The organism is Bacteroidota bacterium (assembly GCA_018831055.1).
Lineage (GTDB): Bacteria > Bacteroidota > Bacteroidia > Bacteroidales > B18-G4 > M55B132.
Window position 1 is genome coordinate 1 of the sequence record JAHJRE010000125.1, and the last position, 15427, is coordinate 15427.

Annotated in this window: 12 protein-coding genes; 4 read left to right on the plus strand and 8 right to left on the minus strand. The window is 42.2% G+C overall.

Features of this window, described 5'->3' with window-relative positions; all coding sequences use genetic code 11:
• Positions 1-198: 198 nt before the first annotated feature.
• Positions 199-654, minus strand: a complete 456-nt coding sequence (locus KKA81_07780; protein MBU2650819.1) for a MarR family transcriptional regulator — start codon at positions 652-654, stop codon at positions 199-201.
• 10 nt (positions 655-664) lie between these two features.
• Positions 665-1162 carry a hypothetical protein gene (locus tag KKA81_07785; GenBank protein MBU2650820.1) on the minus strand — a complete coding sequence of 166 codons (498 nt, stop codon included), beginning with the start codon at positions 1160-1162 and terminating at the stop codon, positions 665-667.
• A gap of 248 nt (positions 1163-1410) precedes the next feature.
• Between KKA81_07785 and KKA81_07790 the strand changes: the two genes are divergently transcribed.
• Both KKA81_07790 and KKA81_07795 read left to right on the plus strand, forming a co-directional pair.
• The gene (locus tag KKA81_07790) at positions 1411-2583 is read left to right on the plus strand and encodes an AhpC/TSA family protein (protein ID MBU2650821.1); all 1173 of its coding nucleotides are present in this window, start codon (positions 1411-1413) and stop codon (positions 2581-2583) included.
• Positions 2584-2627: 44 nt separating this feature from the next.
• Positions 2628-3410 (plus strand): UDP-2,3-diacylglucosamine diphosphatase, encoded by a 783-nt coding sequence (locus KKA81_07795; protein MBU2650822.1) that lies wholly within the window; start codon positions 2628-2630, stop codon positions 3408-3410.
• Here KKA81_07795 and gap read toward each other — a convergent pair.
• Positions 3407-4420: a type I glyceraldehyde-3-phosphate dehydrogenase gene (gap, locus tag KKA81_07800; protein ID MBU2650823.1), complete on the minus strand. Its 1014-nt coding sequence runs from the start codon at positions 4418-4420 to the stop codon at positions 3407-3409. The genes KKA81_07795 and gap overlap by 4 nt on opposite strands.
• Before the next feature lie 129 nt (positions 4421-4549).
• Between gap and KKA81_07805 the strand changes: the two genes are divergently transcribed.
• Positions 4550-5932, plus strand: a complete 1383-nt coding sequence (locus KKA81_07805; GenBank protein ID MBU2650824.1) for a dipeptidase — start codon at positions 4550-4552, stop codon at positions 5930-5932.
• Positions 5933-6009: 77 nt separating this feature from the next.
• Here KKA81_07805 and KKA81_07810 read toward each other — a convergent pair whose 3' ends face one another.
• The 3 genes from KKA81_07810 to tilS all read right to left on the minus strand — a co-directional run bounded on the left by KKA81_07810 (position 6010) and on the right by tilS (position 11512).
• A complete protein-coding gene (locus KKA81_07810) occupies positions 6010-7740 on the minus strand; it encodes a T9SS type A sorting domain-containing protein (protein MBU2650825.1) in 1731 nt (576 codons plus the stop codon).
• A gap of 222 nt (positions 7741-7962) precedes the next feature.
• The gene (locus KKA81_07815; GenBank protein MBU2650826.1) at positions 7963-10065 is read right to left on the minus strand and encodes a thioredoxin family protein; all 2103 of its coding nucleotides are present in this window, start codon (positions 10063-10065) and stop codon (positions 7963-7965) included.
• A gap of 88 nt (positions 10066-10153) precedes the next feature.
• Positions 10154-11512, minus strand: coding sequence for a tRNA lysidine(34) synthetase TilS (gene tilS, locus KKA81_07820; protein ID MBU2650827.1), 1359 nt, complete (start codon positions 11510-11512; stop codon positions 10154-10156).
• A 42-nt stretch (positions 11513-11554) separates the two neighbouring features.
• Between tilS and KKA81_07825 the strand changes: the two genes are divergently transcribed.
• Entirely contained in the window at positions 11555-12352 is a 798-nt protein-coding gene (locus KKA81_07825) for an ABC transporter substrate-binding protein (GenBank protein ID MBU2650828.1), read from the plus strand.
• Positions 12353-12391: 39 nt separating this feature from the next.
• Here KKA81_07825 and KKA81_07830 read toward each other — a convergent pair whose 3' ends face one another.
• Positions 12392-13399, minus strand: coding sequence for a 2-oxoacid:ferredoxin oxidoreductase subunit beta (locus KKA81_07830; protein ID MBU2650829.1), 1008 nt, complete (start codon positions 13397-13399; stop codon positions 12392-12394).
• 15 nt (positions 13400-13414) lie between these two features.
• A complete protein-coding gene (locus KKA81_07835) occupies positions 13415-15262 on the minus strand; it encodes a 2-oxoacid:acceptor oxidoreductase subunit alpha (protein ID MBU2650830.1) in 1848 nt (615 codons plus the stop codon).
• Between the last annotated feature and the right edge of the window lie 165 nt (positions 15263-15427).

Here is a 15427-nt window from a genome sequence, read left to right on the forward strand (position 1 = left end):
AGATTATAAATAAAGCATTATATGATAATTATACAACAAAAAAACCATCAATTATGTTCACCATAACATAATTTCATCTCAACGTCAAGACTTTGGGGAACAGGTACAAATACTGCGGGAAAAAATAAATATCTTAAGGGTTCAAGTTGCAAGTTGCAGGTTGCAACCTGTAACATGCAACCTGCAACTTGATATTATTCATTCCTGATTATCAGCATATTGAATATCCGATATTTCAAGGCAGTTTATCAAAGTTTGAAGGGCTTCATTAATTTGTTCAACTTTTCCAGGAGGCAATTCTTTTAATCTCATTGCCAGCCGTTCGTGCAAAAGGCCGGGAGAATTTCCTACCACAGCGGCCCCGGCCGAGGTCAGAGCTACATAGTTAGTCCTTTTATCCGCCATTTTGGGGAGTCTGGCGATGTAGCCTTTTTTTTCCAGCCTGCCCACAATTCCTGTAACCGTACTTGAATTAAGCTTCAAAAAACCGGCAATACCCTTCTGGGTTGACATATAACGCTCCTGACCCGACAAATATATCAAACACAGCAATTGAGGTATACTAATACCGTATTCTTTCTGAACCCTTTTGGATTCAATATTGAGAGACCTGACAATTTTACGGATGGAAAGAAGAATCTCTGTATAATCCATGCTTCGGTTATTATCTTATTATGTCCGGCAGGTCAACCACCACAATGATCCATGGTTTCCCAATGTGGATCACTTTGTTTTTTAAAGGAATGACCGCAAAGCTTGAAGCAATCAGCCCTGCACTTATCCATACCGTACTTTCCTGGACGATTGGATAATCCTTGTTAATCGTCCGGTTCACAACATCCAGTCCCAGATAACCTAAACCGGCATAGCGTGTAAACACACTGAATATCCTCCACATGTTTCTCTCCCGGTAAATATTCTCAATCTTTTCGAAAAGCAATTCATGTTTCCCTAAAACTACCATACTTGAATCGGTCACACTGAGGATTGAAGTATAGATCTTTGTATTACTGCCGGCCATTTTCAGGCTGATGTCGTCTCCTGCACTATAGGCAAAATAAGTTGTACTTCCTGGTTTCTTGACAAGAAAGGATTTCTGTGCAAACAATCCCATGCACAGAAATACCACTGCAACCGTTAAGCAGATGAGTTTAATGCGCATATAAGACAAACTTAATTAAACGGGCTCTTATCACAAATCCGGTTACATCAATATTCAGAAGAATGCTGATAATCAATCATAATGAAAGATTTAACAATCAGATCATCCTATGCAATGAAATTACAACATTTTTTTATCATAATACGTTCTTTTGAAACAATTTTCTTTCATAGTATTTTTGTTGTCGAGATTTTTAGCAAAGATACCGGGATAAACCCCGACCAGATAAAAGTAAAAGCATAACAAAAATGGATTACAGAATATTTATCATTTGCCTGGTACTTATCATAGGAGGATGCAGCCAGGAGTCTGATACGGGCAGGACGGCAATAAGCGGCAAGATTAATGGGATGCAGGAATCCAAAGTATTACTTACGGAAATGAAACCATTTCATGCCTTAAGGCTGGATTCCCTTAAAACCGACCGGAAGGGACTTTTTAGCTTCAGACTAAATACGGAGGAGACCGGTTTCTATAATCTTGTTTTTGAAGATGGATCGATTCTTACACTTATTGCCGGTGATGGAGACAAGATAGATATTAAGGCAAACGCAAACGATATAGAAGGCAGTTATAGTGTTCATGGCTCAGAAGAATCTGACCTGCTGAGGGAATACCTGATGCACACCTTGAAAAATAAGCGAAAAGCTGATTCATTGGGACTGATTTTTGAAAGCAGCAAAGAAACGCCTGAATTTCATATTATCAGAGGATTACTGGAACAGGCATACACAAAAATATATATCGACCAACAGGAATATACCCGAAACTTCATTCAAGACCATCCTTCCTCCATGGCATCGCTGATAGCACTTAATAACACCTTTGGTACGAACAAAGTCCTGGATGAAGAATACGACCTGCACCTGTTTGAAATGGTAGACATAGGACTTGCATCCAAATATCCTGAAAACAGTCATTATCTGAATCATCAAAGGAAGGTTGGGGAACTTCGTGATTATTTTACCCAGAGGGAACTTGCGGAAAAGTATACAGCACCGGGGATGATCATTCCCGATTTTTCCCTGCCTGGTCTCGATGGAAAGAAGGTAGCTGTGAGGGATTTCCGTGGTGAAACGTTATTGATTTATTGCTGGGCATCCTGGGATGCAAGGAGCAGGCAGATGAACCGGAAGCTGCCATCCATTATACACACGGCCTATCCTGAAAAAATTAATGTACTCGCCTTATCCTTCGATCAGAATCCCGACCTTTGGAGAGCTGCCATCCGTATTGACAGTTTAAACTTCACTCATGTAAGCGACCTTTCCGGTCCAGGATCACCGGTAACAACCCTTTTAAACATTCCTTCCAGGCTTCCTTTTTATATTTTGGTCAGCGCCGATGGAACCATTATCAGCAAAGGAAATGATCCTGAAGCCTTAAAAATTGAAATTTCAAATCTGAAAACGCAGCAATAAGCGGAGGATTTTATTATTATTGTAATTCAATCAATATCGAAAAATTGAACACAAACATACCGGAAGACAAAAAGATATATTTTGCTTCGGATTTTCATCTGGGCATCCCTGATCATGAAAGCAGTCTCAAACGGGAAAAAATGCTTGTCAGGTGGCTTGAAGAAATTCGAAAAGATGCAGCCGCAATCTACCTTATGGGAGATGTTTTTGATTTCTGGTTTGAATATAAAACTGTAGTTCCGCGCGGGTTCACCCGATTGTTGGGCAAGCTGGCAGAAATAACCGACCAGGGTATTCCTGTACATTTATTTCGCGGCAATCATGATGTATGGGCCTTTAATTATCTTAATCTTGAAACGGGGATAACACTTCATCGTGCCCCTCAGATCAAAGAATACAACGGCAAGCTTTTTTATCTCGCACACGGTGACGGACTGGGACCTGGTGACAAGGGGTATAAAATGTTGAAAAAAATCTTTGCCTGCCGTCTATGCCAATGGTTGTTCCGCTGGCTTCATCCTGACCTAGGTGCCAGAATGGGTTTATTTTTTTCAGGAAAGAGCAGACTGGCGAACATTGCAAGAGAGGGAAAGAAAGAGAACAATACGAACGGATATAAAGATGAGATGCTTTACCAATATACCCTTGATAAGATAAAAGAAGGATGCAAAGCCGACTATTACATATTTGGGCACCGCCATCTGCCTCTTGATATACCAATTGGTTCACAATCACACCTCATCATTTTAGGCGACTGGATAACAAATTTTACCTATGCAGTATTCGACGGCAAGGAAATGAAGCTTACAAAATACACCAATCCTTAAACGAATTTCTCAATAAGGTCAACCAAACGGTTGGCGTATCCCACCTCATTATCGTACCAGGCAACGACCTTAATCAGCTTATGTTTTTCACCCAGAACGGCTGTTAATCCAGCATCAAAAACAGCCGAATGGGTATTACCGATCACATCAACGGACACGATGGGATCTTCTGTATATTGCAGTATTCCTTTCAGGTATGTCTCCGAAGCCTCTTTAAAAGCACTGTTTATTTCCTCCACACTTGTGCAGGTTTTAAGAGTGCAGGTAAGATCAGTGAGTGATCCGTCAGGAACAGGAACGCGGATACCTGCACCGCCGAGATTGTTCTTCAAATGAGGAAAAATTCTTGTTGAAGCTTTTGCAGCCCCTGTTGTGGTAGGAACAATGGAATAGGCCGCGGCCCTGGCTCTTCTGAGATCGGTATGCGGGGCGTCCAGAAGGTTCTGATCCCTTGTATAGGAATGCACAGTTGTAATAAAGCCCTTTTCTATCCCCCAGAAACGGTCAAGTATCATGATCAGCGGAGCCACGTTGTTCGTCGTGCATGATGAATTGGAGATAATCACATCACTTTTATCGATCAAATGATCATTAACTCCAAGGACAATATATTTAACGCCCTCGCTTTCCCCTTTTGCCGGTGCAGAAATGATTACTTTCCTGGCTCCTGCTTCCGTCACATGACGGATGGCATCCTCCTTCTTAACAAACTGCCCGGTCGATTCTATCACAACATCAATTTGCAGATCCTTCCAGGGAAGATTTCCCGGGTCATCCTGTTCAAAAACCAGAATTTTCCTTCCATTAATAATAATATGCTTGTCATCAAACGATACCTCACCGGGGAAATGTCCGTGCACAGAGTCATATTTAAGCAGATGCGCCAGTATCTTTGTTTCCGCGAGATCATTAATAGCCACAACCTCCATATTTTCCCTTTGAAGCAGGTAGCGGAGGGTAATCCTGCCTATGCGGCCAAATCCATTAATAGCAATTCTGATCTTTTCCATAACAGGAAATTTTTCATTTATATGTTGAGGTTGCAAAAATATTAATTTGTCGCTATTAAAGCATTTATCAAAGAATGCTTATTTTTGGGCAATGGGATAGAATTATTCATTAAAAACAAATATTTAATCATGGAAGAACAAGTTAACAGGTATGTAGAAGAGAACAAGCAACGTTTTTTGGATGAGCTTTTTGGCCTGATCCGTATCCCGTCAATAAGCTCTGAATCGGCCCGAAAAGATGATATGTACAAGGCGGCAGAATACTGGAAAAATGCGATTATCAGTGCCGGTGCCGATAAAGCCGAAATATTCAGCACAGCAGGAAATCCGGTTGTATATGGTGAAAAAATGATTGATCCTTCAGCCCCGACGGTTCTGGTCTACGGCCATTATGATGTGATGCCGGTCGACCCTGTGGAATTGTGGAAAAGTCAGCCATTTGAACCGGAAATAAGAGACGGAAAAATATATGCACGTGGGGCTGATGATGATAAGGGACAGGCTTTTATGCATGCAAAAGCATTCGAGTTAATGATTAAAACAGGCACGCTTCCATGCAATGTAAAATTTATGATCGAAGGGGAAGAAGAAATCGGTTCGGTTAATCTGGGTAAATTCTGCGACGATTACAAAGACATGCTGAAAGCAGATATCATTCTTGTTTCTGATACTTCTATGATAGCCCCTGACATCCCATCCATTACAACAGGGCTTCGGGGATTAAGCTATATGGAGGTTGAAGTAACCGGTCCGAACCGCGACCTGCACTCCGGTTTATATGGTGGTGCAGTAGCCAATCCCATAAACATCCTGGCAAAAATGATAGCCTCCCTGACTGATGACGATAACCGTATAACCATTCCCGGGTTTTACGACGATGTGATGATAGTTAATCAGGAAGAAAGGGCAAACATGGCCAGGGCTCCTTTCAACCTGGAGAATTATAAAAAATCGATTGACATAAATGAGGTTTGGGGTGAAAAAGGATACAGCACCATGGAACGGACAGGTATCAGGCCTTCCCTTGACGTGAACGGGATTTGGGGAGGATATACAGGAGAAGGCGCAAAAACGGTTATTCCGTCCAGAGCTTATGCAAAAATCTCCATGAGACTGGTACCCAATCAGGATAACCACAAAATCAGCAAATTATTCGAAGAACATTTCCGTAAGATCGCTCCTCCCTGCGTAAAAGTTAATGTGAAAGCTTTACACGGAGGCCAGGCTTACGTATCTCCTACCGACATGACTGCTTACAAAGCCGCGGAAAAAGCTTATGAAGCAGTATACGGAATAACTCCCGTGCCCGTCCGCAGCGGAGGCAGCATTCCTATTATCAGCACCTTTGAAGAAAAACTTGGAATCAAAAGTATACTGATGGGATTTGGCCTGGAGTCTGATGCCATCCATTCTCCGAATGAAAACTATCCCCTGGAACAATTCTATAACGGTATAAAAACAATACCGCATTTCTACCGGTATTTTACCGAGTTGATGAAATCACTTGCATAAACCTCCCAAAAACAAAGGCGCGCTTAAAATAAAAAGCGCGCCTTTTTGCATATTCGGAGACTGTGCAATTCCCCAAACTATTTTTTAAAAAAAGTACCCGAAAATCCCGAACCGGTGAGCACGAAAGAGTATAAACCTGAGGTTAAATGACTGATATTAATAGTTGTAGTATTCTCAGCCCTTGCCGGATATTCCCCTACCAATAATCCAGAGGAAGAAAATATCCTTATTGTTTCATCACCCGAAAACCCTTTTCTTTCAATATTCAGGAATAATACAGCCGGATTGGGGAATATTCTGAAAGCCGGATACTCTTCTACCTGCTCAAACCCTGTAGCTATAACCTCAAAACTCTCTTCCTCAAAAAAAGCTGAACCGCCAAAGGCATGGTCAATACTCTGAACACTCCAGAAATATGTGCCGGGATCAAGTCCTGATATCAGCATATTCGTATCTTGTCCGGCATTGCCAATAGCAGGAACCATGCGATAGCCCGTACTTACGATCGATAAAGGTGAAATAATATCTGTTCCCAGAATGTCACTACCCAAACGAAGATTATAACTTAGACCCATCGCGGAGGTTTCGGTATCGGAACCTCTCGACCAGGATAGCAAGACTTTGTCCCCGTCTACCAATGAATTCAAAGTTTGTGGAGCAAGCGGCAGATTATTCGACATAAATGCATTGGTACCGAAATTATTACGGTACAATATAGTAACAGGGGTAGAAGTTGCTGACAATCCTGTCAATAGAATATCCATATCCCCGTCGTTTTCAAAGTCCGCCCATTTTGCAGACACTTTGGTGAACCCGGGAAAAGAAGTTGTAAAATCTTCTTCAAAACCTGTTCCGGTATTTCTCCAGATGTTTGTAGTTATCCCTCCGCAACCGGCCGTTTTTCCTGAAATAAATATATCAGGATCTCCATCGCTATCATAATCAGCCCATTCCACTGCGCTCAATGCAACCCCGAGAATATAGGTAGGAAACTCTATAAACTCTCCATTACCTTCGTTTGTAAAGAACATCAAACGGGGTTCGAGGTATAGGTCGAACCCGGAAAGCGATATATCAAGATCACCATCAACATCAAAATCAATGAATTCGGCAGTACCGCTGAACAAGCCTTCAAAAACTGTGGGAATTTCCACGAAAACGCCTTGTATATTCCGGTATATCTTGCTAATGAATCCACCACCATTATCCCCGGTAAGTAAAAGATCCTGAAACCCATCGTTGTCGTAATCCCCCCAGTCGCAACGGCTGTTTTGAAGCACGTCGAATTCGGCAAATTCTGTAAATAAACCATTATCGTTTTCAAACAATATCGACATCCATGAGCCTGTCATGAAGAGATCCAGGTCCGCATCGTTATCAAAATCAACCCAATGCACCTGACCATGGTCAATTCCGGGTAAGCCTGCATTCACCTCTTCAAAAATTCCATTATTATTTGCGTACAGTTCTGCATAGGGACCGGTATCACTGGCCCCCGTAAGCATTAGGTCCAGATCCCCGTCGATGTCGTAATCTCCCCAGGCAAGGGAAGAGGCATACAATCCAGGAATACCGGGTTCGATGATAACAAATGATCCTGAATCATTGCGGCAGATTTGGGTGATAAAAGTACCGGAAGCGGTAACACCGGTCATCGCCAGATCGAGATCTCCATCGTTATCATAATCACCCCAAACCGAACTGCCCTCCCCCACAGATGTAAGGTTGGCTCCGGCGTCGACAAAAGACTGAGAAAAAAGAAAAGTACTGAAAACCGTTAAAAACACAATAGTAAATATCCTATTCATGATATAAAGCAATCTTAGTTATATATTCAGCTATTTAAATATGTAAAAATAGGAATAATTTGTAAAAAAATTGCCCAGGTGAAAAAAAACTTTTTATAACTATTTGGTAAGGTAACAAATGGTTGCAGGGTGCAAGGTGCAGGATTCAGGTTACAGGTTGCAGCCTGAAACCTGCAACCTGAATCCTGCTATCATTCCTGGTACTATATTTTTAACTGAAGATTACTTTTGTTTATCAAAAGCCTTGAGGCCGCTTTCCAGGAAGTCCACAAATCCCTCCACGTTAAGGTCATAAGCTCTGTATGGCACAAGCAGTTCACCATCATGATCCTGCAGGACGTAATATGGCTGGGCATTTGTGTTAAACCAGGATATCTGAAGGTCAGCATTGATCTTACCAATGCTTTTTTTGGTTTTCCCGTCGTAAGCTGACACTACCCATTGCTCCTCCGGGAGTACGGTTTTGTCATCCACGTAAAGAGCAATGACAACATAGTCTTCTTTCAGGATTTTCAGGACGCGGGGATCAGACCAGACATTAGCTTCCATTTCCCGGCAATTCACGCATCCATGGCCTGTAAAGTCAATAAATAGAGGTTTATCCAGTTTCCTGGCACATTCAAGACCTTGCTCGTAGTCGAAATACCCTTTTAACCCATGGGGAAGGTGCAGAAAATCATTATATTTAGGTTTATCACACACAGCGATTTTGGATTCGTGTGAGTTTCCAGATGCGGATAGAGCGACGTTGTCACGTATTATCTCATTCAGGTCGAAATCGTGAGAATGCATGGGAGGCAGGTAACCTGAAAGTGCTTTGAGGGGAGCTCCCCATAAACCGGGTAAAAGATAGAGAACGAATGAAAAAGTAATGATGGCAAGCATCAGTCGTGGAACACGGATATAAGGAAGATCACTGTCATGTGCAAATTTCATTTTCCCCAGGAGATAGAATCCCATCATGGTAAAGACCACGATCCAAACGGCCAGGTACACCTCGCGATCGAGAATTCCCCAGTGATAGGTCTGATCAGCAACGCTGAGAAACTTCAGACCAAGAGCAATTTCGATAAAACCAAGTATCACTTTGACAGAGTTCAGCCATCCGCCGGATTTCGGAAGCCTGTGCATCCATGAAGGGAAAAAGGCAAAGAGCGTAAAAGGCAAAGCAAAGGCAATAGAAAAGGCCAGCATAGCAAAAATAGGTTCAAAAATTTCTCCCTGAGCTGATTTCACCAGTACTGTGCCAACAAGTGGGCCTGTGCAGGAAAATGATACCAGCACCAATGTCAGCGCCATAAAAAATGCTCCGATAAGCCCTCCCCTGTCTGCCTTGGAATCGGCTTTGCTGACCATCCAGCTTGGAAGCACTATTTCAAACATACCCAGGAAAGAAGCGGCAAAAATCATAAAAATCAGGAAAAACAGGATGTTAGGCAACCAATGTGTACTTAGCCAGTTAAAAATATCGGCAGTCACACTTTTTCCACCGGCAAAATAGGTTATCAGAATAATGACAGCAATAGGCAGGGTATAAAGCAAGACGATAGATATACCGTAAGCCAGGGCTTGAATTTTCCCTTTTCTCTTGTCTTCTCCACTTTTCATAAAGAAAGATACCGTCATCGGAACCATCGGAAAAACACAGGGAGTCAAGAGGGCAACAAAACCCCAAATAATAGCTTCAATGATCACATCCCACATACTTTTCGAAATAACCTTTTTCTTTTCAGGGTCGCTGATCTGGGATTCTTCTGACACAGAGACAGTTTCGCCGCTTACACCACCCTGCAATGATTCCGTTTCAAATAAAGGTTGAGTTTCAGTTTCACTGGCTTCAGTCTCCTTTGTTGCAGCCGGAGTTTCTATTGCAGCTCCACCATTAAAACTAAAGGAAAAATCAACATCTGTCGGAGGCAGGCATTTAGTATCATCGCAGCACATATACTCCAGGAATCCACTGATAGTTAAAGGTTCATTGGTCAGTAAACGAACTTTCTGCCTGAAAACAGCCTCATCGGAAAAATACTTTAGCTCCATTTCAAAGTTCGGATCGTACTCTGCCACAGCTTCAGGCTCGGTAACCTTTCCGATAAACTCAAACCCTGTTCCTTCATTGAAAGTGAATGTTGTCGCCGGTGGGCTCATCGGAATATCCTGAGAATACAGATGCCATCCCTTATCGATCCTGGCCGTAAAAACCAATTCAGCTTCTTTATCATTTATCATTTTCTGGTCGAACGACCATTTTACAGGTTCAAGGATCTGACCGAAAACCGTTGACATCAATATAATCGCCAGGATGGATAAGAATAGTTTTTTCATTCTTGTAAGATTAACTATAATATACATATTTAAGAAACTGGATTATTGCATTGCAAAAGTATGAATATTCTTTCAGTGATTTGTAGTATCATATGGCATCTTCCTGACACAAAATCTGAGGAGATTCCCTGAAGTATGATACTACCAATACTTTGCGAGTATCTTTCGTTACCCGGAAACGATGATCAATCCTGTGGCCTATAATCCAAACAATATTGCCTGCAGAACAAAGCAACCATATTTTATTTTTATCCGGCAGAGGAATCTTCTTGTCAATAAGAAAATCGCTGATCTTTTTATGACCTGAGGAACCCAATGGATAAAAAAAATCTCCCTTTTCCCAATTCTTCAGTATTAACGGAAATTCAATTTTTTCATAATCCAGGAAAGCCAGATCGGGGTTATCAATAATTCTAAATTCATCAATTTTTTCAACTTTAAAGGTAAGTTGAAACGGTTGTGAGATTTTCTTTTGGCACCTTGGTATAAAAAATTTCTCTGATCGTTCTTCAATCAGCTCATCTATCAGTAAAACATTGCGATCAAGGCTTATACGATGTGATGACGACAGGAAGGTCTTTCCCGGCGTACCTCCCAATGCCCGGCAAATATCCATTGTAACAGCATAACTAAAGCCAAACGGACGGATCAATTCAAAAAGAACAGATTCTTGTTCATCCAGGTTCTTGAGAAAATCTAATTTCAGGATAACCCGTTCACCATCCTGTTGAAGGAATTGTTTTCGCAAATCCTCAATATAATTGGAGTATGCATGTTGGGCAAGCTTTAACCTCTGAGTAGTTTCGAAGATTGTTCGGTTAAAATCAGGCTGTTGTTTCTGAAAAAGCGGAATAATCCGGTGCCGGATGAAATTTCTGAGATATTTTATCTCATTGTTTGATCGATCTTCCCGGAAAGACAATCCTTTTAAAGAAGCATATTCCTGGATTTGTTCCCTGGTAGCAAAGAGCAATGGTCTGACAATGGTTCCCGTTTTAACAGGAATACCCGTTAAACCTGTAATACCCGTACCTCTGAGCAGGTTGATAAAGAAAGTCTCCACCAGGTCATCCATCTGGTGACCGGTTGCAATAAAGTTAAAATTACCTTCCCGGCGAATCTCCTCAAACCAGGAATATCTCAATTCTCTAGCGGCCATTTGAATGGAAATACCTCTGGAATCTGCATACTCACGGGTATCAAACCGGGCAGTAAAGAATCCTGTATTGTATGATTTAGCCAGCGCAGTAACGAATCGTTCATCTTCTTCCGAATCTTCTCCCCTGAGTTGAAAGTTGCAGTGCGCAATAGAAAAATTCAATTCCGCTTCCCGGAACAATTCCGCCATAACCACTGAATCAATGCCTCCACTTACGGTAAGCAGGATCATTGATTTTTCATCAAACAAATCCCTGCTCCGGATAAATTCTTTAAATTGCTGCAGCATAAAACAAAATTATGAATTCCTCGATTAAAAACTCATCCGGATATGATTTTTAAGGATGACATTGGAAACCAGACCATGATTCCTGATCAACCTGGCAGGATTATTTCCCTTTGCCCATCGATAACGGAAACACTGTTCGAGCTGGGTGCAGGAAAACAGGTTGCAGGTTTGACAAGCTATTGCATACATCCTTTTGAGAAGACAAAAAAAATAGCGAAAATTGGCGGTCCCAGGAACCCGGACATTACAGGGATCCTTGATCTGGCGCCGGATCTTGTAATCACATCCAGAGAGGAAAACAGGCAACAGGATGTATGTTTCTTACGTAATAAAGTACCGGTTATCACTTTTGATGTAAAAAGTATAGAATCAGCCAGGTATATGATATTAAGGTTGGGTTTGATAACCGGAAGGATAAAACCTGCCATGAATTACGTTCAAAAACTAGACAGGTTGTTACGTAAAAAGGAACCTCAACGTGAAAATTACTCAGTTTTATATCTGGTTTGGAAAGATCCATGGATGGCTGCGGGTCATGGGAACTACATTTGTGATTTAATGCATTCACAGGGATTTATAAATATTTTGCCGGAACACAGCCGTCGTTATCCGGAAATTGATCCCAACAAGATTGAGCGGCCCGACTTTATTTTTCTGTCATCCGAACCATTTCCATTTGGTTCTGAGCATATTGAAGAGGCATCAGGATTATTCGGGGGCACCCGGACGATTCTGGTCGACGGTGAAATGTTCGGATGGTATGGAACGCGTATCATCAGGGCAATACCATATATCCGGACTCTGAGAAAAAAAATAACGACCGGTGGTTATCAGCATTGATATCATCACCGGTCGTTCGGATAGCTATAAACTGTGTAATTACTTAACGATCCAACTGTTTTGTCTTAGCAGGTCATCCAGATTTTTCAGTTTGGTTTGACTCATGGAAGTCTCCAGCTGATGTTCAAGAGCCTGTTCATAGGTTACATCGGTAACACTGCGTATCACTCCTGTAGCAATCGGATAATTTGGCAAGGTCATCCGAACCAGCATATAATGCGTTGTATCGTCCGCATCATGGGCATCATGAACAAGAATATCCTTTTCTGTTATACCATCTTCGCCCAGTTTCACAACTTTCAGGCGTGATTTTTCCAGGATAATCCCTTTATCGTTATCCTTACCAAAGATCATTGGTTTTCCGTGTTCCAGGAAGATTTGGTGGTCATCTTTCACATCCTTGCCGGTAATTTCCGAATGGATGCGGTTGTTAAAGATAACGCAGTTCTGCAATATTTCAACGACGGAGGTACCTCTGTGTCTGGTGGCTGCCAGAAAAACATCCTTCATCCTTTTCGGTTCAGTATCAACGACCCTGGCGAAGAACGTACCCTGTGCACCCATAGTCAATTCACCCGGTTTGAAAGGATTTTCAATAGTTCCATCAGGAGAGGTTTTGGTGACGCTCCCCCTGGGTGTAGTTGGAGAATACTGGCCTTTAGTCAATCCGTAGATTTTGTTATTGAATAATAACACATTCATATCGATATTACGCCTGACCAGGTGAATGAAATGGTTACCGCCGATAGCCATGCTGTCGCCGTCACCGGTGATATGCCAAACATCGAGTTTAGGATTGGCAACTTTAATTCCGGATGCGATCGCGGCACCTCTGCCGTGAAGTCCATGGAAGCCATATGTGTTGATGTAATAGGGGAACCTTGACGAACATCCGATTCCGCTAACGAAAACAACATCTTCTTTTTTCACGCCGCTTTCTGCAAGAGCTGACTGAACGGCCGATAATATTGCAAAGGATCCGCAACCGGCACACCATTTTACCGGTTGATCAACCTTATAGTCATCTTTAGTTACGATATTATTCATTTGACCCTCCATGACTTAACCCTCCAAAATTTGATTGAATTTTTCCTTCAATTCAGCGATCATAAAAGGAAGACCCTGAAATTTATTATATTGCATGAAGTCAATTTCCTGGAATAAAGATCTCAGATAAAAAGAAAACTGCCCTGTATTTAGCTCACAGACCACAATCTTATTAAAACGTTTAAAGACCTCTTCTGTATTTTTTGGCAGGGGTTTGATATAATTAAACTGTGCAAGGCTGATTTTCTTACCTTCATTCTGAAGGTCATTCACGGCACTTACCAAAGCTCCGTATGTTCCGCCCCATCCTACCACGAGCAGGTCACCGCTTTCTTCACCCGATACTGTCAGGTCCGGTATATAATTTGCCAATCTTTGTACTTTCTCTTCTCTGATCATAACCATTCGTTCATGGTTAACAGGGCCATGAGAAACCAGTCCTGAAATGTTTTCTTTTTCCAACCCGCCAACCCGGTGGCGTAAGCCTTCCTGACCGGGCACAGCCCAGTAGCGTGCCAATGTATCCGGATTTCTTTTATAAGGTTCGTAATTTGTATCGTTATCCTGGACAATTGGCGGGCTTATTTTGGGAAGGCTGCTGCTCTCAGGAATTTTCCAAAGCTCTGAACCATTTGCCAGATATCCGTCGGTAAGCAGGATTACAGGAACCATATGTTCTATTGCGATTTTACCGGCCTGGAAAGCGAAATCGAAGCAATTAGCCGGAGTACTGGCAGCCATTACCACAACCGGGCTTTCTCCGTGCCTCCCATAAAGTGCCTGAAGCAGGTCTGCCTGTTCAGGTTTGGTTGGCATTCCGGTAGCAGGGCCTGCACGCTGCACATCAATGATAACAAGAGGCAATTCCGTCATGACTGCCAAGCCGATACCTTCGCTTTTCAAAGCAAGCCCGGGACCGGATGTTGATGTAGCGGCAAAATCTCCTGCAAAAGCAGCTCCAATGGCAGAATTTATGCCGGCAATTTCGTCTTCAGCCTGGAAAGTCTTCACGCCCAGGTGCTTTCTTTTAGCAAGTTCCTGCAATATTTCCGAAGCCGGTGTGATAGGATAAGATCCAAGAAATAACTCCTTTCCTGCTCTTTCTGCAGCAGCGATCAAACCCCATGCAGTGGCAATATTACCGGTAATGTTCCGGAAACGTCCTGTACGGTTCTTGATCGGATGGATCTGGTATGTAGTACGAAGAGCTTCCACGGTCTCGGCATAGTTGTATCCGGCCCTCAACACCTTTTTATTGGCTTCAGCCAACAGGGGTTTTGATTTAAACCTGGAGTCGATATACTCCTCACCATATTTAATATCTTTATTAAACAGCCAATAAAGTATACCCAGAGCAAATTCATTCCTGGTTCTTTCAGCTGATTTGGCATCGATTTCAAGATCCCTGACCGTAGCTTTGGATAAGGAAGTAATGGGTGCTTTCACCACATTGTATCCCACCAATGATCCGTCGTTCAGTGGATCTTCAATATAACCTGCCTTTTTGTAATTCTTGTTATCGAAGTAATCGATATCGATAATAATGGTAGCACCGGGTTTAACCCATTTCATATTAGCTTTCAAAGCGGCAGGATTTAGGGCAACCAGCACATCCGCCTGGTCACCTGGAGTTTGAACCTCCTTGTGTCCAATATGGATCTGGAATCCTGAAACCCCTGCCAGCGTTCCCTGCGGAGCCCTGATTTCTGAAGGAAAATCAGGAAAAGTAGAAAGATCATTACCAGTAAATGCGGATGTGTCTGAAAACTGTGATCCGCTGAGTTGCATCCCATCGCCGGAGTCACCGGCGAATTTCACCACAACTTCGTCGACTTCAATGACAGTCGGAGTCTTTTTTGTCATCGGATAAGGTTTAATAAAACATGGGGCAAAGTTATAAGTTTTATTTCTGAAAGCAGGACATAAATTAACAAAAAAATAACCTATCCGGTAAACAATCTTATGGATCGAATAATAATCAGCAACCTGAGGATAATTAATTTGGAATACCTCTAAATTACTTTTTTC

Bases quoted from the DNA above. Each gene is read 5' to 3' on its own strand.
- KKA81_07780 (MBU2650819.1), bottom strand. From the start codon at position 654: ATGGATTATACAGAGATTCTTCTTTCCATCCGTAAAATTGTCAGGTCT.
- KKA81_07785 (MBU2650820.1), bottom strand. From the start codon at position 1,162: ATGCGCATTAAACTCATCTGCTTAACGGTTGCAGTGGTATTTCTGTGC.
- KKA81_07790 (MBU2650821.1), top strand. From the start codon at position 1,411: ATGGATTACAGAATATTTATCATTTGCCTGGTACTTATCATAGGAGGA.
- gap (MBU2650823.1), bottom strand. From the start codon at position 4,420: ATGGAAAAGATCAGAATTGCTATTAATGGATTTGGCCGCATAGGCAGG.
- KKA81_07805 (MBU2650824.1), top strand. From the start codon at position 4,550: ATGGAAGAACAAGTTAACAGGTATGTAGAAGAGAACAAGCAACGTTTT.
- KKA81_07810 (MBU2650825.1), bottom strand. From the start codon at position 7,740: ATGAATAGGATATTTACTATTGTGTTTTTAACGGTTTTCAGTACTTTT.
- KKA81_07815 (MBU2650826.1), bottom strand. From the start codon at position 10,065: ATGAAAAAACTATTCTTATCCATCCTGGCGATTATATTGATGTCAACG.
- tilS (MBU2650827.1), bottom strand. From the start codon at position 11,512: ATGCTGCAGCAATTTAAAGAATTTATCCGGAGCAGGGATTTGTTTGAT.
- KKA81_07825 (MBU2650828.1), top strand. From the start codon at position 11,555: ATGATTTTTAAGGATGACATTGGAAACCAGACCATGATTCCTGATCAA.
- KKA81_07830 (MBU2650829.1), bottom strand. From the start codon at position 13,399: ATGAATAATATCGTAACTAAAGATGACTATAAGGTTGATCAACCGGTA.
- KKA81_07835 (MBU2650830.1), bottom strand. From the start codon at position 15,262: ATGACAAAAAAGACTCCGACTGTCATTGAAGTCGACGAAGTTGTGGTG.